Source organism: Burkholderia sp. Bp8992, from assembly GCF_003853705.1.
Classification (GTDB): Bacteria; Pseudomonadota; Gammaproteobacteria; order Burkholderiales; family Burkholderiaceae; genus Burkholderia.
The window spans coordinates 282,526-300,641 of the sequence record NZ_QTQI01000002.1 but is presented as its reverse complement, the minus strand read 5'-3'; the positions used below and the strand labels follow the sequence as shown (position 1 = coordinate 300,641).

The window sequence follows — 18,116 nt, the reverse complement described above, 5'->3', positions numbered from 1 at the left end:
ATGGCTCGCAGCCACGGAACGCACAATGGCCAAAGCATTCGCCTCCCAAGCCGATCTGGAAGAGAAGAAAGTCACCTGGACGAAGCTGTCCGAGAACGCGTACGCGTACACCGCCGAAGGCGACCCGAACTCGGGCGTGATCATTGGCGACGATAGCGTGCTGATCGTCGACACGACCGCGACGCCCGCGATGGCGCAGGACCTGATCGCGAAGATCCGCAGCGTGACCGACAAGCCGATCAAGCACGTGGTGCTGTCGCACTACCACGCGGTGCGCGTGCTCGGCGCGTCCGCGTATTTCGACGAAGGCGCGCAGCACGTCATCGCGAGCCGCGGCACCTACGAGATGATCGTCGAGCGCGGCGAGGCCGACATGAAGTCGGAGATCGAACGCTTCCCGCGCCTGTTCGCCGGCGTCGAGACGGTGCCGGGCCTGACCTGGCCGACGCTCGTGTTCGAGCGCGAGATCACGCTGTTCCTCGGCAAGCTCGAAGTGAAGATCATGCACGTCGGCTCGGGCCATACGAAGGGCGACACGATCGTGTGGCTGCCGTCGCAGAAGGTGCTGTTTTCGGGCGATCTCGTCGAATACGACGCCGCGTGCTACTGCGGCGATGCGCAGCTCGAACAGTGGCCGGCCACGCTCGAGGCGCTGCGCGCGCTCGGCGCCGAGAAGCTGGTGCCCGGCCGCGGCCCCGCGCTGCTGAATCCGGCCGACGTGAACAAGGGCCTCGATTACACGAAGGATTTCGTGACGACGCTGCTCGCGCAGGGCCGCAAGGCCGTCGAGCGCAATCTCGACCTGAAGGCGTCGATGGCGCTCACGCGCGAAGCGATGGACCCGAAGTTCGGCCACGTGTTCATCTACGAACACTGTCTGCCGTTCGACGTGTCGCGCGCGTTCGACGAAGCGAGCGGCATCACGCATCCGCGCATCTGGACCGCGCAGCGCGACAAGGAAATGTGGGCCGCGCTGCAGGACTGAGCGGCACGCGGCGGCGGGGCGGCGTTCTCATGATCGCCTCGTCGTTGCCCTGAGGGCTGCGGCTTCCGCGGCGGCAGTGCGCCGCGGTGCCGGCAGCCGTATCCGGTCTCACAAGAAAGCAGGGCGCGTGCACGCCCTCGGAGACTGCCGCGCGCTCGATACGCGCGCGTTTGGAGAGAGACATGTCCCAATCGCTTCCCGCCGAAGCGGCGCACGCGCACGCGCGTGCCTCGGCGCCGGCTTCCGTATCCGAATTCAGCGACGCGCAGCTGTTCCGCAAGATCGCGTGGCGGATCGTCCCGTTCCTGTTCCTCTGCTACGTCGTGTCGTTTCTCGACCGCATCAACATCGGCTTCGCGCAGTTGCAGATGAAGCACGACCTCGGCTTCAGCGATGCGATGTACGGCCTCGGCGCCGCGGTGTTCTACGTCGGCTACGTGTTCTGCGAAGTGCCGAGCAACATGCTGCTCGCGCGGTTCGGCGCGCGCCGCACGTTCACGCGGATCATGCTGCTGTGGGGCATCGCGTCGACCGGGATGATGTTCGTGTCACAGCCGTCGCATTTCTACGTGCTGCGCTTCCTGCTCGGCGTGTTCGAGGCCGGCTTCTTCCCCGGCATCGTGCTGTACCTGACCTACTGGTTTCCCGCGAACCGGCGCGCGGCGGCGATCTCGGTGTTCTTCGCGGGCGTCGCGGTGGCCGGCGTGCTCGGCGGCCTGCTGTCGGGCTGGATCATGCGCGACATGAGCGGCGTGATGGGGCTGCACGGCTGGCAGTGGATGTTCGCGATCGAGGGCGCGCCGGCGATCCTGCTCGCGTTTGCCGCCTTCACGTTCCTCGTCGACCGGCCGCAGGACGCCGCGTGGCTCACGTCCGATGAAAAGGCGCGGGTCGCCGCGCTGTGCGCCGAAGGCCGCGGGCACGGCAGCGCACACGACGGGCGCAGTGTGCTGGCCGCACTGGCGAACCCGCGCGTGTACCTGTTCGCGTTCATCTATTTCTCGCTGACCTGCGCGTCGCTGACGCTCAACTTCTGGATGCCGCTGATGATCCGCGACTTCGGCGTGACCGACGTCGTCGCGGTGAGCCTGTACACGGTCGTGCCGAACGCGGTCGGCGCGCTCGGGCTGGTCCTGATCGCACGCCGCTCGGACCGCACCGGCGAGCGCCGCAAGCACTTCGCGTGCTGCACGATCGGCGGCGGGCTCGCGCTCGCGGCGCTGACGCTGCACCTGCACAGCTTCGCGGCGATGCTCGCGTGCCTGTCGATCGCGGCGACGCTGATCTTCGCCGCGCTGCCGATCTTCTGGGCCGTGCCGACCCGCTACCTGTCGGGCAACGCGGCCGCGGCCGGGATCGCGCTGATCAGCAGCATCGGGATCACGAGCGGCATCGTCAGCCCGTGGGTGATCGGGATGATCCGCACGCGCACGGGCAGCATGGATCTCGCCGTGTACCTGCTGGCCGCGCTGCTGGTGGCCAGCGGCGCCGCGCTGATGCTCGGCGTGAAGGGCGAGGCCGCGCAGCGCGGCTGAACGAGCACCGGCCGGTCGCTGCCCGCGGGCGCGGCGACCGGCGCTTCGTGTCCGCCCCGCACCCGAATCCATCGAGGAGACGATCGATGTCAGCCCCGCTTCAAGCACACGCCGCGCCGGCCGTCGCGCCAGGCGCCGGTACGACGGACGCGACCGGCGACGACGCGCTCTACCGCCGCATCGGCAGGCGAATCGTGCCGTTCCTGTTCATTTGCTACATCGTGTCGATCCTCGACCGCAGCAACATCGGCTTCGCGCAGCTGCAGATGCGGCAGGATCTCGGCCTGACCGACGCGATGTACAGCCTCGGCGCGGTGCTGTTCTTCGTCGGCTACGTGCTGTTCGAAGTGCCGAGCAACGCGCTGCTGCGCCGCTTCGGCGCGCGCCGCACGTTCGCGCGGATCATGTTCCTGTGGGGCGCGGTGTCGGTCGCGATGATCAGCGTCGACAGCGCGCGGCACTTCTACGTGCTGCGCTTCCTGCTCGGCGTGTTCGAGGCCGGGTTCTTCCCGGGCGTGGTGTTCTACCTGACGTACTGGTATCCGGCTCGGCGGCGCGCGTCGGTGCTGTCGATCTTCTACGCGGGCGTCGCGGTGGCGGGGATGGTCGGCGGGCTGCTGTCGGGCTGGATCATGCGCGGGATGTCCGGCGTGATGGGGCTGCATGGCTGGCAATGGATGTTCGCGATCGAAGGCGCGCCCGCGATCCTGCTCGGCGTGATCGCGTGGTTCCGGCTGTGCGATCGCCCCGAGCACGCGCGCTGGCTGTCCGACGCCGATCGCCGGCAGCTCGCGGCCGACCTGGCCGCCGACCGCACCGGCGCGGGCACGCAGGCGCCGCATTCGCTGCGGCAGGTGCTGGCCGAACCGCGCACGTACCTGTTCGCGTTCATCTATTTCTCGCTGACCACCGCGCTGTTGATGCTGCTGTTCTGGATGCCGCTGATGATCCGCGAATTCGGCATCCACGACGTCGTGCAGATCAGCCTGCTGTCGGTCGTGCCGAACGCGATCGGCGCGGCCGGCCTGATCGCGATCGCGCGGCGCTCGGACCGCCAGCGCGAACGGCGCCGGCACTTCGCCGCGTGCGCGTTCGGCGGCGCGGTGGCGCTCGCGCTGCTGACGCTGCACCTGCCGAGCATCGTCGCGATGATGGCGCTGCTGTCGATCGCGGCGATGCTGATCTTCGCCGCGCATCCGGTGTTCTGGGCCGTGCCGTCCGCGTATTTCTCGGGCGCCGGCGCGGCGGGCGGAATCGCGCTGATCAGCAGCATCGGCGTGTCGAGCGGGATGATCACGCCCTGGCTCGTCGGGTTGATCCGCACGCGAACCGGCAGCATGGATCCGGCGATGTGGATGATCGCCGCGCTGCTGGCCGCGTGCGCGGTCGCGATGCTGCTGGGCGTGCGCGCCGCACCGCACGGCGCGGGCGCCGCCGGCAACTAGCGCGCCGCGGTGTAGCGCGGCGCCGGCGTATCGGCCGACAGGTGCGGCGCCATCGTGCGGCGTGCCGTCTCGTAAGCGTCCCATTCGTGGCCCGCGTGCAGCGACGGGATCGTCACGAGTTCGCCGCGATCGAAGCCGATCAGCGCGGCATCGACCATGTCCGTCGCCGTCATCACGATTTCCTTCGGCAGGTGTTCGAGCGGCAGGCCGCCCGTCTGCCAGAAATCGGTCGCGGTTGCGCCCGGCAGCACGGCCTGCACCTGCACGCCCTTGTCGGCGAGTTCGTGATGCAGCGACTGGCTGAACGCGAGCACGAACGCCTTGCTGCCGCCGTACACGCCGTTCAGCGTTTCCGGCGAGATCGCGACGATCGACGAAATGTTGATCACGGCGCCGCCGCCGCGCGCGACGAAGCCCGGCACGGCCGCGTAGGTCAGGCGCGTGAGCGCGGTCACGTTCAGGTCGATCATCCGCGTCATCGCGTCGACGTCGCTGTCGAGCAGCGGCGCATGCGTGCCGATGCCCGCGTTGTTCACGAGCAGCGTGATGCTCGCGTCCTGCTTCAGCTTCGCCTCGACGGCGGCGAGCGCCGTGCGGTCGTTGAGGTCCGCGTCGACGATCTCGACGCTGCGCTGCGTGTCGTTCGTGATGCGCTCGGCGAGTGCGCTCAGCCGGTCGCGGTTGCGCGCGACCAGGATCAGGTCGTAGCCGCGCCGCGCGAGGCGGTCCGCATAGACGGCGCCGATGCCCGACGATGCGCCGGTAATGAGGGCGGTACCGCGATGTGCTTGCGTCATGATGTGCTCCGTTTCGGTGGGAATGGCCGGATGGCGTGAAGCCATTCTGGCGCCGAAGCGCCGCGACACAAATGACGTAGATGGGTATGATTCAGGACATCGGGCCGACCACCGCGCCCGGGACCGGAGACCCCCATGCACCGAATCGGCTTTCTGATCAGCGACGGCTTCCAGATCATGGCGCTCGCCGCGCAGTCGGTGTTCGAGTACGCGAACATGGGCATGCGCGAGCCGTTCTACGCGATGGACAGCTATTCGGTCGACGGCGGCGACGTGCGCTCGTCGCTCGGGCTGTCGGTCGCCACGCGTGCGCTGCGCGGGCGGATCGACGTCGATACGTGGATCGTCGCGGGCGTCAACGATCCGCTCGCCACGCCGGCGCCGGCCGGCGTCGTCACCTATCTGCGGCGTGCGAATGCGCGTGCGCGGCGGATCGCCGGTATCTGCACGGGTGCGTTCGTGCTGGCCGAGGCCGGATTGCTCGCGCAGCGCCGCGCGACCACGCATTGGGCGTTCGGCCGCGACATGCAGCGGCAGCACCCGGAGATTCGCGTCGAGGACGACCGGATCTACATCGTCGACGGTCCGATCTGGACCTCGGCCGGCATGACGGCGGGGCTCGACCTGGCGCTCGCGATGGTGGAAAAGGATCTGGGCGCCGATGCCGCGCGCTCGGTCGCGCACAAGCTCGTGATGCACCAGCGCCGGGCCGGCGGCCAGTCGCAGCATTCCGAAATGCTCGACCTCGCGCCGAAATCCGACCGGATCCAGAACGCGCTGAACTATGCGCGGCGGAACCTCGGCCGCGCGCTGACCGTCGAGGACCTGGCCGAAGCCGTCCACCTGAGCCCGCGCCAGTTCAGCCGCGTGTTCACGCTCGAAACGGGGCAGTCGCCGGCGAAGGCGATCGAGCGGCTGCGGCTCGAATCCGCCCGGCTGATGATCGAGCAGAGCCGTCATCCGCTCGACGTGATCGCGAAGGAGAACGGCTTTCGCGACCGGCGGCACATGCGCGAGGCGTTCGTGCGCGGATTCGGCGTGCCGCCGCAGGCGATGCGGCGCGACGCGCGGGCGGACGAACGCGAAACGGGCTGACGCCCACCGGCGCGCGACGCCAGCGCGGGGCGGAAAAATCGCGCAGAATCTCCGGCATTCGTCGCGAGGAGACACCATGCACGCCGAGCCGTTCGAGATTGCGATACCCGATCACGCACTGGATGACCTGCGCCGGCGCCTGCGCGGCAACCGCCCGCCGACGCTCACGCCCGCCGAGCCGTGGCAGCAGGGCGTGGACGGCGCGTGGCTGCGCGACCTGGCCGAATACTGGGCCGAGCGCTTCGACTGGCGTGCGGTGGAGCGTCGGCTGAACCGGCTGCCGCAGTTCGTCGCGGAGGCAGGCGGGCAGCGCGTGCATTTCATCCATCGGCGCGGGGCGGGACCGAACCCTTATCCGCTCGTCATCACGCACGGCTGGCCGGGCTCCGTGTTCGAATTCGACGCGCTGATCGAGCGCCTCTGCGATCCGGCGGCGTTCGGCGGCGATCCTGACGACGCGTTCGACGTCGTCGTGCCGTCGCTGCCCGGCTTCCTGTTCTCGCCCGCGCCCGCGGCACCCGGCATGTCGGCGTTTCAGGTCGCCGACCGCTGGGCGGCGTTGATGTCCGGCCTCGGCTATCGACGCTTCGGCGCGCAAGGCGGCGATCTCGGCGCAGGCGTGTCGATCGCGCTCGGCGCGCGACATGCGGACCGGCTGGACGGCATCCACCTGAACTTCCTGCCCGGCAGCTACGAGCCGCCGGCCGACGCGGCGTTGCCGCTGACCGAGGACGAACGGGCCTTCGTGACGCAGCGCGGCGAGTGGGCCGCGCTGGAAGGCGGCTACGCGCATATGCACATGACGAAACCGCAGACGCTGGCCGTCGCGCTCAACGATTCGCCGGCCGGGCTGGCCGCATGGATCGCCGAGAAATTCCGCGCGTGGAGCGATTGCGACGGCGACGTCGCACGGCGGTTTTCGCACGACACGCTGCTGACCGGCATCTCGCTCTACTGGTTCACCGGCTGCATCGGCTCGTCCATGCAGATGTATTGGGAAAACCGGCTGCAGCCCATGCGTTTCGCGGCCGGCCAACGCGTGGCGGTGCCCGTCGCGTTCGCGCGTTTTCCGAAGGAAATCGGCCGCCCGCCGCGCAGCTGGGTCGAACGCGTGTTCGACGTCGTGCAATGGACCGACATGCCGGCCGGCGGCCATTTCGCGGCGATGGAAGAGCCGGATCGGCTGGCGGACGACATTCGGCGTTTTTTCCGGCGCTTTCGGTAACGCGCGGGTCGGCCTGCGAAGCGGGCGACGTGCACCGCCGGCCATCAGGGCGACGGCGCGCGCCCGCACCACGCGGAGCGCGCCGAGCCGACGTCGCCTGCGTTATCGCGTGACGAACGGCGCGGCGGCGTCCGGCGCGGTACGCGCATGCTTGCGCTGGCGCAGCAGCGCGACGCGGCAATTCTCGCGCGCGGTCTCGCGGCCGTCGTCGTCGAGCAGCACGAGATCGCCGCGCATCACGTTCAGCGTGATGACATCCTCGCCCGGCGCGCCGAGCGTTTCCGGCGTATGCACCGAGCCGGCCGGCTCGAGCACCGTCGAGCCGGCGTGCGCGACCCAGTCGTATTCGCGGTAACGCCACGCACCCTGCAACGTATGGACGAACACCTCGCCGTCGTGCCGATGGCGCGGCAGCGTGCCGCCGGCCGGCATCTTCAGCAGCGCGGTCAGCGTGTCCTCGGCCGCATTGATGTGCAGATACTTGATCGCGAGCCCCGGCAGGTCGGCGCTCATCGGCAGCCACGGCAGCGCGTCGCCGGGCAGGCACGAGATCGGCGGCAGGTCGGTGGAGAGCGGGGCGGACGGCTGCGTCATGGCGGGAGGCGAAGCGGAAATGGGGAGCCCGCATTATCGCAGAGGCCGGTCGCGCGGCCGAACACGGCTGTACTCATCGAGGCAGGCGAGTCTGAACCCCCGATCCTTACAGCTCGAAATGTGCAGCTAAACTGTACAGTTAAACTGTCGATATGCTATCGTGGCTTCATGAACACGCCATCGTCTCCCTCTGACGCACTCCCGCTCGCCGGTCTCGCCGGCGAACTCCGTATCTCGGTCGGCAAGCTGATCCGGCGGATGCGGGAGCAGACCCATCCGAACGACCTTACTTCGTCGCAGAAGTCGGTGCTGTTGCGGCTCGACCGCGACGGTCCGGCGACCGTATCGGCGCTCGCCCGTGCCGAAAGCGTGCGCCCGCAGTCGATGCGCGTGACGGTTGCGACGCTGGAGGCGCTCGGTGCCGTCAGCGGCGAGCCCGATCCGACCGACGGCCGGCAGACGCTGATCGCGCTCACGCCCGGTTTCCGCAAGGTGCTGCAGGCCAATCGCGCGGCCAAGGACGACTGGCTGTTCCGTGCGCTGCACGCGCAGTTGTCGGAGGCGGAACAGGCCGAGCTCGCCGCCGCCGTGAAACTGCTGCAGCGGCTTGCCGAATTCCAGGATCCCGCCCGCCCGTGAACCTCATCGACCCGCACGCCGAATGGACAACCCGCCCATGAACCTCCTGCCTCTCGTGTCGTATTTCTTCGGCGGCGCGTTTCTCGCGAACGCCGTGCCGCATCTCGTCAGCGGGTTGCGCGGCGAGCCGTTCCAGACGCCGTTCGCGAATCCGCCGGGCCGCGGGCTGTCGTCGTCCGCGGTGAATGTCGTGTGGGGTGTCGTGAACCTCGCGATCGCTTATGCGCTCGTGTGCCGCGTCGGCGATTTCGACCTGAAGCGCTTGCCCGACGCGGCAGCGCTCGGTCTCGGCATCCTGATGCTCGGCCTGTTCCTCGCGCGGCACTTCGGCGCACTGCACGGCGGCAACGCGCCCGATCGGAAGCGGCCATGAGCGTGCCGGCAGCTGGCGTGTTCCGCTCGCTTCGCAGTTTCAACTATCGCGTATGGGCGATCGGCTCGCTGGTGTCGAACATCGGCACGTGGATCCAGCGCACCGCGCAGGACTGGCTCGTGCTCACGCAGCTCACGCATCACGACGCGTCGGCCGTCGGCACGGTGATGGCGCTGCAGTTCGGGCCGCAACTGCTGCTGTTGCCGTGGACCGGCTATGCGGCCGACCGCTTCGACCAGCGCAAGCTGCTGATGGCCACGCAGGCGCTGATGGGCGTGCTGGCGCTGGTGCTCGGCGTGATGACGGTCACGGGCGTCGTGCGGCTCGAGCACGTGTACATATTCGCGTTCCTGTTCGGCTGCGCGTCGGCGTTCGACGCGCCGGTGCGGCAGACCTTCGTCGCCGAACTGGTCGGCGATCGCGAACTCGCGAATGCGGTCGCGCTCAACTCGACGTCGTTCAACGCCGCGCGGATGGTCGGCCCGGCGGCGGCCGGCTTCCTGATCGCGTCGGTCGGCACCGGCTGGGCGTTTCTCGCGAACGGGCTCAGCTTCTTCGCGGTGCTGGCGTCGCTGTCGCAGCTTCGGGAAGACGAACTGCGCGCGAACATGCGGGCAGGCCGCTCGCGCGGCAGCCTGCTCGACGGGTTCCGCTATGTATGGCACCGCCCGGACCTGACGGCGATCCTCGTGATGCTGTTCCTGATCGGCACGTTCGGGCTCAATTTCCAGCTGTACATCTCGACGATGGCCGCCAGCGTGTTCCATGTCGATGCGCGCGGGTTCGGGTTTCTTTCGTCGATGATGGCGGTCGGCACGATCTCGGGCGCGCTGCTCGCCGCGCGCCGCGAGCAGCCGCGGTTCCGTCATCTGTGGATCGGCGCGACGCTGTTCGGGCTCGGTTGCACGTTCGCCGCGCTGGCGCCCGGCTACTGGTCGTTCGCCGCGGCGCTGGTGCTGACCGGGATTGCCGCGATCACCTTCATGAACTCCACCAACAGCCTGATGCAGCTGTCTACCGAGCCGGCGATGCGTGGCCGCGTGATGGCGCTGCGCCTTGCAGTCGCGCTCGGCGGCACGCCGATCGGCGCGCCGGTGGCCGGCTGGGTCGCGAACCATCTCGGCCCGCGCTGGGCGCTCGGCGTCGGTGCGGCGTCCGGCTTTGCCGCGGCACTCGTCGCGACCCGTTTCGTCGCGCGCCAGCGCGCGCAACCGCGCACCGGCGGCGACGGCGCCTGACCGACCCGAAGCCCGCGCTATGCCGCCGGCCGGGCCGCCGCATGCGCGGCTTCCAGGCACGACTGGAACAGCAGCGCGGCCCGCGACGGCCGCGGCGAGCGCCGCAACAGGCTCACGAACCGGCACCGGTAATTGAACCGGTGCGGCGCGACCGGCTGCATCAACCCCTTGTTCTCGAAGCTTTCCGCATAGTGATCGGGCAGGAAGCCGAGATAGCGGCCGGACAGGATCAGCGTCGCGATCGATTCCTGGTCCGACGCGGTCGCGCTGCGCGTGAGCTTCGCGCGATGGCTCAGCTCCATGTTCGGCGAATGGAAGCCGAGCCCCGCGAACGCGTGGTTGCGGATCGTCGTCCACGTGAGCTTGCCGTGCGGCGCATCGAAGAGCGGATGTTGCCGGCCGCAGTAGAGCAGCATCCGTTCGTCGAACAGCTCCGCATACTCGAGGCTGCCCGAGTTGCGGTGCGCGGGAATGATCCCGACCTGGTAGCTGCCGTCGATGATCCCGCGCTCGACCTCGTTGATCGAGGCGACATGCAGGTTCAGCGCGACGTCGGGCGCCTCGTCCGCGAACTGGCGGATCGCGTCGCCCAGGCGCGCGTTCGGGTTGGTGGCCGTCTTGTCGAACACGGCGACGTGCAGTTCGCCGCCCATCTTGTCGTGAATGCCGTCGATCCTGCTGCGAAATGCTTCCATCGACGCGAGCAGGCGCAGCGTCTCCTCGTAGACCGTCTGGCCTTCCGGCGTCAGCGTGAAGCCCGCGCGGCCGCGCCGGCACAGCACGAGGCCGAGGCGCGTTTCCAGATCCTTCACGTGCCGGCTGATCGTCGAGATGCCGATATTCAGTTCCAGTTCGGCCGCCGCCATCCCGCCGCACTGCACGACGCCCTTGAAGACCCGCAGCAGGCGGAGATCCATGTCGCTGAGCTGCCCGAGCAGCGCACGGCTCTTCGGTTTCTTTGCTTGCATAGTTGAGCAAGTGAACATTGATATTGCGATATTCAAAAGACTAATTGGCGTCCCGACAATGTGCAACATCATCACAAGGAGGAGGGGCGCGCCGCGCCGACCGACATGACCGACATCACCACCGCCCAGCAGGACGACACCAACCTCCGCACCGACGCCGCGTGGCTCGACGCGCACTGGATGCCGTTCACGGCCAACCGCCAGTTCAAGGCCGATCCGCGCATGATCGTGTCGGGCAAGGGCGCGTATTACACGGATGGCGAAGGCCGCAAGATCTTCGACGGCCTGTCGGGCCTCTGGTGCACGGGCCTCGGCCACGGCCGCACGGAAATCGTCGAAGCCGTGAGCCGCCAGGTCGCGCAGCTCGACTACGCGCCGGCCTTCCAGTTCGGCCATCCGAAATCGTTCGAACTCGCGAACAAGATCAAGGAACTGACGCCGGCCGGCCTCGACTACGTGTTCTTCACGGGCTCGGGCTCGGAAGCGGCCGACACGTCGCTGAAGCTGGCCCGCGCGTACTGGCGTGCGAAGGGCAAGGGCACGAAGACGCGCCTGATCGGCCGCGAGAAGGGTTACCACGGCGTGAACTTCGGCGGCATCTCGGTCGGCGGGATCGGGCCGAACCGCAAGCTGTTCGGCCAGGGTCTCGACGCCGATTTCCTGCCGCACACGCAACTCGCCGAGAACAAGTTCTCGCGCGGGATGCCCGAGCACGGCGCCGAGCTGGCCGACCGCCTGCTCGAGCTGATCGCGCTGCACGACGCGTCGAACATCGCGGCCGTGATCGTCGAGCCGTTCTCCGGCTCGGCGGGCGTGGTCGTGCCGCCGAAGGGCTATCTGAAGCGCCTGCGCGACATCTGTACCGCGCACGACATCCTGCTGATTTTCGACGAGGTCATCACGGGCTTCGGCCGGGCCGGCGCGATGACGGGCGCCGACGCGTTCGGCGTGGTGCCGGACATCATGAACTTCGCGAAGCAGGTGACGAACGGCACGCAGCCGCTCGGCGGCGTGATCGCGACCAAGGAGATCTACGACACGTTCATGGCCGCGGGCGGCCCCGAGTACATGCTCGAGTTCCCGCACGGCTACACGTATTCGGCGCACCCGGTCGCGTGCGCGGCCGGCGTCGCAGCGCTCGACCTGCTGGTGAAGGAGGATGCGGTGGCCCGCGTGCGCGATCTCGCGCCGCATTTCGAGGCGGCCGTGCACGGGCTGAAGGGCCAGCGCCACATCGCGGACATCCGCAACTACGGGCTGGCTGCCGGCCTGACGATCGCGGCGCTGCCGGGCGAACCGGCACGGCGTCCGTACGAGATCGCGATGCGCTGCTGGGCGAAGGGCTTCTACGTGCGCTACGGCGGCGACACGATCCAGCTCGCGCCGCCGTTCATCGCCGAGAAGCGCGAGATCGACAATCTCGTCAACGCGCTGTCCGACGCACTGAACGAAGTGGACTGAGCCGCCGCTCGTTCCCCGCGATCACCGAATTCACGAAAGAGCCTCAACGATGAAACACGACAGCAATGTGACCTCCACCATCGGCCACCTGATCGACGGCAAGCGCGTCGACGGCGGCAGCCGCGTCCAGCCGGTGTTCGACCCGGCCACCGGCGAATCGAACAAGAGCGTCGCGCTCGCCGACAAGCTGACCGTCGAAGCCGCGATCGCGTCCGCGCAGGCCGCGTTCCCGGCGTGGCGCAACACGCCGCCGCTGAAGCGCGCCCGCGTGATGAGCCGCTTCAAGACGCTGCTCGAAGAGCATGCCGACGAGCTGTGCGCGCTGATCACGGCCGAGCACGGCAAGGTGCTCGCCGATGCGATGGGCGAGCTGCAGCGCGGGATCGAGAACGTCGAATACGCGACCTACGTGCCCGAGCTGCTGAAGGGCGAGCACAGCAAGAACGTCGGCCCCGCGATCGATTCGTGGAGCGAGTTCCAGGCGCTGGGCGTTGCCGCCGGCATCACGCCGTTCAACTTCCCGGTGATGGTGCCGTTGTGGATGTGGCCGATGGCCGTCGCGTGCGGCAACACGTTCGTGCTGAAGCCGTCCGAGCGCACGCCGTCGTCGACGCTGCGCATGGCCGAGCTCGCGCTCGAAGCCGGCCTGCCGCCTGGCGTGCTGAACGTCGTGAACGGCGACAAGGAGGCGGTCGACACGATCCTGACCGATCCGCGCGTGAAGGCCGTGAGCTTCGTCGGCTCGACGCCGATCGCCGAATACATCTATTCGACCGGCTGCGCGCACGGCAAGCGCGTGCAGGCGCTCGGCGGCGCGAAGAACTTCGCGGTCGTGATGCCTGACGCCGATATCCCCAACGCGGTGAATGCGCTGATGGGCGCCGCGTACGGCTCGTGCGGCGAACGCTGCATGGCGATTCCGCTGGTCGTCGCGATCGGCGACGAAACGGGCGACCAGGTCGTCGCCGGGCTGAAGGCCGAGATCGAGAAGATGAAGGTCGGCCCGGGCAACGGCGCGGGTGTCGACATGGGCCCGCTCGTCACGCAGCAGCATTTCGAGAAGGTGACGGGTTTCGTCGAAGCCGGCGTGCAAGCCGGTGCGACGCTCGTGGTCGATGGCCGCGGCGTGAAGGTCGACGGCCACGACGACGGCTACTACCTCGGCCCGTGCCTGTTCGACAACGTGAAGCCCGGCATGCCGATCTACCAGCATGAAATCTTCGGGCCCGTGCTCGGCGTGATCCGCCTGAAGTCGCTCGACGAGGCGATGGCGCTGATCGACGCGCACGAATACGGCAACGGCACGTGCCTGTTCACGCGCGACGGCGAGGCTGCGCGCTACTTCAGCGACAACATCCAGATCGGCATGGTCGGCATCAACGTGCCGCTGCCGGTGCCGGTCGCATACCACTCGTTCGGCGGCTGGAAGCGTTCGCTGTTCGGCGACCTGCACGCGTATGGCCCGGACGCCGTGCGTTTCTACACGAAGCGCAAGACGATCACGCAGCGCTGGCCGTCGGCCGGCGTGCGCGAAGGGACGGTGTTCAGCTTCCCGTCGAGCCGCTGACGCGCAAGCCGGCCGCGTGCTGCCGGCGGGACGTGCAAAGGCCCGCTCCGATCGTCGATCGGAGCGGGTTTTTTCATGTCTGCACGGATGGGGCGGAAGGCAGCGGAACGCTTACGGCGCCACCACGTGCCACATGTTCTTGAAGTTGTCGCCGTTGCGGTCGCCCTGTTTCATGTCCTTCGAGAAGAAGTAGAGCGGCTTGCCCTTGTACGCCCATTGCGGGCTGCCGTCGTCGCGCTTGACGATCGTGTAGGGGCCGACCGGGACGTCGGTCGCGCTGGCCTTGTACGGCGGCCAGAAGGATTCGCATTGGCCCGTGCAGGCGCTGGTGCCGGCGTTGGGCTTGTCCTGGTCGAATGTGTAGACGGTCATGCCGTTTGCGGCGACGAGCGCGCCGTTTTCGGCCTTCGTGATCGAGCCTTGGGCCGAGGCCGAAGCGGACGCAATGGCGAGCAGGGCGGAGCTGACGAGCAGCGCGGCTTTCATGTGTGCCTCCTGGTTGTCCGGTGGGCGGCCGCGATCGTGTGCACGGGCGAGCGTGCGCAGGGATCGCGATGAATGGTGCCGGAACGCGATGCCGTCGCCGCCCGTGCGAGCGACACAAGGTCGAATGGCGGCAAACGGGGCGTCTTCTTCACGATAGGCGGTTTTGAGCAGGGCTGCGAGAAGAACGGGGGGCGTATCGGCCGAAGTGTATTCGTCGCACAACGGCAGCGTGATCGCCGCCGAGCGGAGCGGATATTCGCGTCCGTCCCCGAACGCAGGATGCGCGCCGATGCGTCAGCGTCTTGCGCGACGACGGTCGGGACGATACGCCGGAATCCGGCCGCCGCGTGTCACACCCACAGCCGATACATCCAGAACGACTCGTCTTCGATGAAGCGTTGCGTGAACTCGCTCGGCGAAAATCCCGTGATGCGCTTTACCTCGCGGCTCAGGTGCGCCTGGTCGGCGAACCCTTCGTCCAGCGCCAGCGTGGCCCAGTTGAACGCGGTGCCGGCTTCGAACCGGTCGCGCGCCGCGAAGAACGCGCCTTCCGTCCTGACGAGCGCCTGCCATTCGCGCAGCGATCGGCCGCTGTAGGTCTTGATGCGCCGTTCGACCTGTCGCGGGCTGTGCGTGCCGCGCCATTCGCGCGCCTGCAGCGCGAGGCGCTCGACCCAGCTGCGCCCCGCGTCGCGGAGCGACGACAGCGGTGTCGCCGGCCGTAGCGCCTGCCAGCGAGGCGCGAGATGCCGATCGATCGCCGCCAGCACCTCGGCGTCGCGCTCCGCGCCGAGCAGCGCATCGAGCAGCGCGTGCCAGTCGCGGCCGAGGCACGCGTGTGCGTCGAGCACGCGGTCGTGGATGTCCGGCAGCGCGATACCGAACAGGGTCCGCGCCGCATCGGCGGTGAAACAGATCATGCCGATCAGCCCGCCCGTCGGCGCCCACGCGACGGTGGGCGCCGAATGGCTGCCCGACAGCGTCGCCGCCGCGTCGAAGGGGCGCCATTGCGGGCCGTCGGCCGTGTGCGAGATGAAACCCGCGTCGAGATCCCGGTACCACGACACGCAGACGAGCGGCGTGGCCGGAAAGTGCGAGAGCCGCTGCGCGTCGCTCGCCGCGACGCCGCGCGTGTCGTACAGGACGATCGCGACCACCGCGCCCTGCAGCGCGGCCGGTGCGGGATGCAGCCGCGCATGCGGCGACCGCCCGCCGTTCGTCACACGCGGTGCGCGCGCCAGCGGATCGGGGCAGGACGGCAGGATCGATGTCGGTCCGGAGAACATGACGCCGGAGTATAGGCATCGGCCGGATGCGTGTCGATGTCGTTTGCGTTCAAGACCGCCGGCGCGCCGCCGCGGACAATCCTGCGCATGAACCCGCGATCCTCTTCCCAATGTCCATTCCATGCGGGCGCCGCTGCACCGGCGCCCGTGCTTCACCCGCCCGGCGTATGGCCGCCGGGGCCGCGTGCCGGCCTGACGGGGTGGGGGTTGCTGCGTGCGATGTCGCGCGACCTGATCGGCACGCTGGCCGGCTGGCGGCGCGCGTACGGCGACGTCGTGCACTTGCGCGTATGGCCCGAGCACGCAGTGGTCGTGACCGATCCGGCGCTCGTGCGCGAGCTGCTGGTCACGCATCACGATGCGCTCGGGCGCTGGGAGCGCGCGATCCGCGTATTCGCGCAGGTCCACGGCCACAGCGTGCTGGTCGCCGAGGGTGACGCGTGGCGCGACAAGCGGCACGCGCTGCAGCCGAACTTCATGCCGAAGCCGGTCCAGGCCTTCGTTCCGGCGATCGCGGCGACGGCCGGCCAGGCACTCGCGCAGTGGCCCGCACGCGATCCGGACTGGCCGATCGAAAGCGCGCTGACGTCGTTGGCCATGGACGTGATCATGCGCACGATGTTCTCCGAAACGATCGGCGACGATGCGCGCGCGGCCGAGGAGGCGGTGCGCGTGGTGAGCGCGGCGGCCAACGCGGCGTTCTACGTGCCGGCAAGCACGCCGGACTGGGTGCCGTGGAAGCGCGGCAAGGTGCGGGCGATGGCGGTGCTGGACGGGCTGGTCGGCCGGCAACTCCATGCGCGCCTCGACCGGCCCGAGATTGCGTGGCCGGATGATCTGCTGTCGCGCCTGTTGCGGCTGCATCGGGCGGATGCGCGGAAATGGCCGCTGCAGGCCGTGCACGACGAATGCGTGACGGCGTTCCTGGCGGGGCACGAGACGACGGCCGGGGCGCTGACCTGGTGGGCATGGTGCATGGCCACGAATCCGGAGGTGCAAGCCGCCGCGCGCGACGAGGTGTCCCGCGTGCTGGGCGGTCGCGCGCCGTCCCCCGAGACGCGATCGTCGTTGCGCTACCTGACGCAGACGCTCGACGAAACGCTGCGGCTGTATCCGTCCGCGCCGATCCTGATCAGCCGCCGCGCCGCGCGGCCGATCGCGCTCGGCGGATGGCAGTTTCCTGCGCGCACGCTGTTCATGCTGCCGCTGCAGTTGATGCAGCGCGATCCGCGGTGGTTTCCGGAGCCCGACGCGTTTCGTCCGGAGCGTTTCGCCGACGGTGCGCCGCCGCTGCCGCGCGGCGCGTACATGCCGTTCGGCACGGGCCCGCGCGTGTGCCTCGGGCAGCATCTGGCGATGACGGAGATGACGGTTGTGGCCGCAATGGTCCTGCAGCGGTACGTGCTGTCGGTGCCGCCCGGAATGGCGCCGCCGCGACCCGTGTTGAACGTGACGCTGCGGCCGCAGCAGGCGTTGCATCTGGCGATCGCGCCGACGGGGCTGACGGCCGATGCGGCCGCTTCATGATGGAGGCATGAGCGTTCGATTCGACCCGGCCAGCATCGCGCAACACCTATGCTTGAAGGGCCCAGGCCGGGCGGAGCCCAAGGAGGATGGTCATGCGCATGCTTCTGAACATACGAATCCCTCACGAGCCGTTCAACACGCTGGTGCGCGACGGCAGCGTCGGCGACGTGATCTCGCGAATACTCGAAGCGGTCAAGCCGGAGGCCGTGTATTTCACGGAGCAGAACGGCGGGCGCGGGGCGGTCGTGATCGTCGACATGGACGACCCGTCGCAGATCCCGGCACTCGCCGAGCCGTGGTTCCTGATGTTGAATGCGGACTGCGAGTTCCGCGTGGTGATGCTGCCGGACGATCTCCGGAACGCAGGGCTCGCGCAACTCGGCGCGAAGTGGAAGTAGCAGGAGGCCGCGCAAGACCGTGCCGCTGCCCGGAAGCCGGGCGGCCGGCATGGCGCGGCGTTCCGCGTGGCCGCTATCGCGCAGACTGCGACGGCTCGACGTTTGCCGCTTGCCGGTTTTTCGGTCGCAACAGCAACAGCAGGCCGCACAAGGCCGCCGCGCCCAGGAACACGAACAAGCACCGCTCGTTCCATGCGGTCAGGCTGTCGGATGCCACGCCGCCTGCGTTGCCGGCCGTGGCGCCGGCTTCCAGCAGGAACGTGAGGACCGCCGGTACCGGCGCCGAGCCGAGGTAGGCCAGGAACGCGAACTGCAATCGGCCGCGCGTCAGGATCGACCAGACGTCCTTGCCCATCAGGCACGCGACCAGCACCACGGGCGGCACGAGCACGATCGATGCGGCGCTGATCGCGCACAGAAACAGCCAGCCGATTCCTATGAGCGGAATGAGTGACATGCGTCGGGATTCCTGTTTTCGGGCAATCGTGTTGTGACCG

The 18,116-nt window shown here is 68.8% G+C and carries 18 protein-coding genes; 12 read left to right on the top strand and 6 right to left on the bottom strand.

All coding sequences use genetic code 11. The annotated features are described in order from the left end of the window. Window positions 1–25 precede the first annotated feature (25 nt). The 3 genes from DIE03_RS04215 (at window position 26) to DIE03_RS04205 (ending at window position 3,965) form a co-directional block, all read left to right on the top strand. Window positions 26–985 (top strand): MBL fold metallo-hydrolase, encoded by a 960-nt coding sequence (locus DIE03_RS04215; RefSeq protein ID WP_124447781.1) that lies wholly within the window; start codon window positions 26–28, stop codon window positions 983–985. 182 nt (window positions 986–1,167) lie between these two features. Further along, on the top strand, window positions 1,168–2,520 hold the full coding sequence (locus DIE03_RS04210) for an MFS transporter (protein WP_124447779.1): 1,353 nt from the start codon (window positions 1,168–1,170) through the stop codon (window positions 2,518–2,520). An 86-nt stretch (window positions 2,521–2,606) separates the two neighbouring features. Continuing rightward, a complete protein-coding gene (locus tag DIE03_RS04205; protein WP_124447777.1) occupies window positions 2,607–3,965 on the top strand; it encodes an MFS transporter in 1,359 nt (452 codons plus the stop codon). On the opposite strand, the gene DIE03_RS04200 is transcribed toward DIE03_RS04205, so the two are convergent. Continuing rightward, entirely contained in the window at window positions 3,962–4,762 is an 801-nt protein-coding gene (locus DIE03_RS04200) for an SDR family oxidoreductase (protein ID WP_124447775.1), read from the bottom strand. The two genes, DIE03_RS04205 and DIE03_RS04200, sit on opposite strands and share 4 nt — an antisense overlap. Before the next feature lie 135 nt (window positions 4,763–4,897). On the opposite strand from DIE03_RS04200, the gene DIE03_RS04195 reads away from it, so the two are divergent. Next, window positions 4,898–5,857, top strand: a complete 960-nt coding sequence (locus tag DIE03_RS04195; protein ID WP_124447773.1) for a GlxA family transcriptional regulator — start codon at window positions 4,898–4,900, stop codon at window positions 5,855–5,857. A gap of 76 nt (window positions 5,858–5,933) precedes the next feature. Further along, complete coding sequence (locus tag DIE03_RS04190) at window positions 5,934–7,082, top strand: epoxide hydrolase family protein (protein WP_124447771.1); 1,149 nt, start codon at window positions 5,934–5,936, stop codon at window positions 7,080–7,082. A 102-nt stretch (window positions 7,083–7,184) separates the two neighbouring features. Here DIE03_RS04190 and DIE03_RS04185 read toward each other — a convergent pair whose 3' ends face one another. Further along, a complete protein-coding gene (locus tag DIE03_RS04185) occupies window positions 7,185–7,676 on the bottom strand; it encodes a 2,4'-dihydroxyacetophenone dioxygenase family protein (RefSeq protein ID WP_124447769.1) in 492 nt (163 codons plus the stop codon). A 168-nt stretch (window positions 7,677–7,844) separates the two neighbouring features. On the opposite strand from DIE03_RS04185, the gene DIE03_RS04180 reads away from it, so the two are divergent. Genes DIE03_RS04180 through DIE03_RS04170 form a run of 3 tightly spaced genes read left to right on the top strand, consistent with a single transcriptional unit; the run spans window position 7,845 to window position 9,926 of the window. Beyond that, window positions 7,845–8,315: a MarR family winged helix-turn-helix transcriptional regulator gene (locus DIE03_RS04180; RefSeq protein WP_124447767.1), complete on the top strand. Its 471-nt coding sequence runs from the start codon at window positions 7,845–7,847 to the stop codon at window positions 8,313–8,315. Between the two features lie 37 nt (window positions 8,316–8,352). Next, the gene (locus DIE03_RS04175) at window positions 8,353–8,688 is read left to right on the top strand and encodes a hypothetical protein (protein ID WP_124447765.1); all 336 of its coding nucleotides are present in this window, start codon (window positions 8,353–8,355) and stop codon (window positions 8,686–8,688) included. Next, window positions 8,685–9,926, top strand: coding sequence for an MFS transporter (locus DIE03_RS04170; RefSeq protein ID WP_124447763.1), 1,242 nt, complete (start codon window positions 8,685–8,687; stop codon window positions 9,924–9,926). Before DIE03_RS04175 ends, DIE03_RS04170 begins: the two co-directional genes overlap by 4 nt. Window positions 9,927–9,943: 17 nt before the next feature. Here DIE03_RS04170 and DIE03_RS04165 read toward each other — a convergent pair whose 3' ends face one another. Next, the gene (locus tag DIE03_RS04165; RefSeq protein WP_124447761.1) at window positions 9,944–10,894 is read right to left on the bottom strand and encodes a LysR family transcriptional regulator; all 951 of its coding nucleotides are present in this window, start codon (window positions 10,892–10,894) and stop codon (window positions 9,944–9,946) included. Between the two features lie 105 nt (window positions 10,895–10,999). Here DIE03_RS04165 and DIE03_RS04160 point away from each other — a divergent pair, with 105 nt between their 5' ends. Further along, window positions 11,000–12,355 (top strand): aspartate aminotransferase family protein, encoded by a 1,356-nt coding sequence (locus DIE03_RS04160; RefSeq protein ID WP_124447759.1) that lies wholly within the window; start codon window positions 11,000–11,002, stop codon window positions 12,353–12,355. Window positions 12,356–12,404: 49 nt separating this feature from the next. Then, complete coding sequence (locus DIE03_RS04155) at window positions 12,405–13,922, top strand: CoA-acylating methylmalonate-semialdehyde dehydrogenase (protein ID WP_124447757.1); 1,518 nt, start codon at window positions 12,405–12,407, stop codon at window positions 13,920–13,922. A 111-nt stretch (window positions 13,923–14,033) separates the two neighbouring features. Here the strand turns inward: DIE03_RS04155 and DIE03_RS04150 are convergent, their stop codons facing one another. Then, complete coding sequence (locus DIE03_RS04150) at window positions 14,034–14,408, bottom strand: hypothetical protein (protein WP_124447755.1); 375 nt, start codon at window positions 14,406–14,408, stop codon at window positions 14,034–14,036. Between the two features lie 350 nt (window positions 14,409–14,758). Beyond that, window positions 14,759–15,694, bottom strand: a complete 936-nt coding sequence (locus DIE03_RS04145; protein ID WP_124447753.1) for an AraC family transcriptional regulator — start codon at window positions 15,692–15,694, stop codon at window positions 14,759–14,761. Between the two features lie 87 nt (window positions 15,695–15,781). On the opposite strand from DIE03_RS04145, the gene DIE03_RS04140 reads away from it, so the two are divergent. Further along, window positions 15,782–17,221 carry a cytochrome P450 gene (locus tag DIE03_RS04140; RefSeq protein WP_124447751.1) on the top strand — a complete coding sequence of 480 codons (1,440 nt, stop codon included), beginning with the start codon at window positions 15,782–15,784 and terminating at the stop codon, window positions 17,219–17,221. A 92-nt stretch (window positions 17,222–17,313) separates the two neighbouring features. Next, window positions 17,314–17,619 (top strand): panthothenate synthetase, encoded by a 306-nt coding sequence (locus DIE03_RS04135; RefSeq protein ID WP_124447749.1) that lies wholly within the window; start codon window positions 17,314–17,316, stop codon window positions 17,617–17,619. A 73-nt stretch (window positions 17,620–17,692) separates the two neighbouring features. Here the strand turns inward: DIE03_RS04135 and DIE03_RS04130 are convergent, their stop codons facing one another. Further along, window positions 17,693–18,076 carry a hypothetical protein gene (locus DIE03_RS04130; RefSeq protein WP_124447748.1) on the bottom strand — a complete coding sequence of 128 codons (384 nt, stop codon included), beginning with the start codon at window positions 18,074–18,076 and terminating at the stop codon, window positions 17,693–17,695. Window positions 18,077–18,116 lie beyond the last annotated feature (40 nt).

Excerpts from the sequence above, each read along its gene's own strand:
- DIE03_RS04215 (WP_124447781.1), top strand. The coding sequence starts at position 26 with ATGGCCAAAGCATTCGCCTCCCAAGCCGATCTGGAAGAGAAGAAAGTC.
- DIE03_RS04210 (WP_124447779.1), top strand. The coding sequence starts at position 1,168 with ATGTCCCAATCGCTTCCCGCCGAAGCGGCGCACGCGCACGCGCGTGCC.
- DIE03_RS04205 (WP_124447777.1), top strand. The coding sequence starts at position 2,607 with ATGTCAGCCCCGCTTCAAGCACACGCCGCGCCGGCCGTCGCGCCAGGC.
- DIE03_RS04200 (WP_124447775.1), bottom strand. The coding sequence starts at position 4,762 with ATGACGCAAGCACATCGCGGTACCGCCCTCATTACCGGCGCATCGTCG.
- DIE03_RS04195 (WP_124447773.1), top strand. The coding sequence starts at position 4,898 with ATGCACCGAATCGGCTTTCTGATCAGCGACGGCTTCCAGATCATGGCG.
- DIE03_RS04190 (WP_124447771.1), top strand. The coding sequence starts at position 5,934 with ATGCACGCCGAGCCGTTCGAGATTGCGATACCCGATCACGCACTGGAT.
- DIE03_RS04185 (WP_124447769.1), bottom strand. The coding sequence starts at position 7,676 with ATGACGCAGCCGTCCGCCCCGCTCTCCACCGACCTGCCGCCGATCTCG.
- DIE03_RS04180 (WP_124447767.1), top strand. The coding sequence starts at position 7,845 with ATGAACACGCCATCGTCTCCCTCTGACGCACTCCCGCTCGCCGGTCTC.
- DIE03_RS04175 (WP_124447765.1), top strand. The coding sequence starts at position 8,353 with ATGAACCTCCTGCCTCTCGTGTCGTATTTCTTCGGCGGCGCGTTTCTC.
- DIE03_RS04170 (WP_124447763.1), top strand. The coding sequence starts at position 8,685 with ATGAGCGTGCCGGCAGCTGGCGTGTTCCGCTCGCTTCGCAGTTTCAAC.
- DIE03_RS04165 (WP_124447761.1), bottom strand. The coding sequence starts at position 10,894 with ATGCAAGCAAAGAAACCGAAGAGCCGTGCGCTGCTCGGGCAGCTCAGC.
- DIE03_RS04160 (WP_124447759.1), top strand. The coding sequence starts at position 11,000 with ATGACCGACATCACCACCGCCCAGCAGGACGACACCAACCTCCGCACC.
- DIE03_RS04155 (WP_124447757.1), top strand. The coding sequence starts at position 12,405 with ATGAAACACGACAGCAATGTGACCTCCACCATCGGCCACCTGATCGAC.
- DIE03_RS04150 (WP_124447755.1), bottom strand. The coding sequence starts at position 14,408 with ATGAAAGCCGCGCTGCTCGTCAGCTCCGCCCTGCTCGCCATTGCGTCC.
- DIE03_RS04145 (WP_124447753.1), bottom strand. The coding sequence starts at position 15,694 with ATGTTCTCCGGACCGACATCGATCCTGCCGTCCTGCCCCGATCCGCTG.
- DIE03_RS04140 (WP_124447751.1), top strand. The coding sequence starts at position 15,782 with ATGAACCCGCGATCCTCTTCCCAATGTCCATTCCATGCGGGCGCCGCT.
- DIE03_RS04135 (WP_124447749.1), top strand. The coding sequence starts at position 17,314 with ATGCGCATGCTTCTGAACATACGAATCCCTCACGAGCCGTTCAACACG.
- DIE03_RS04130 (WP_124447748.1), bottom strand. The coding sequence starts at position 18,076 with ATGTCACTCATTCCGCTCATAGGAATCGGCTGGCTGTTTCTGTGCGCG.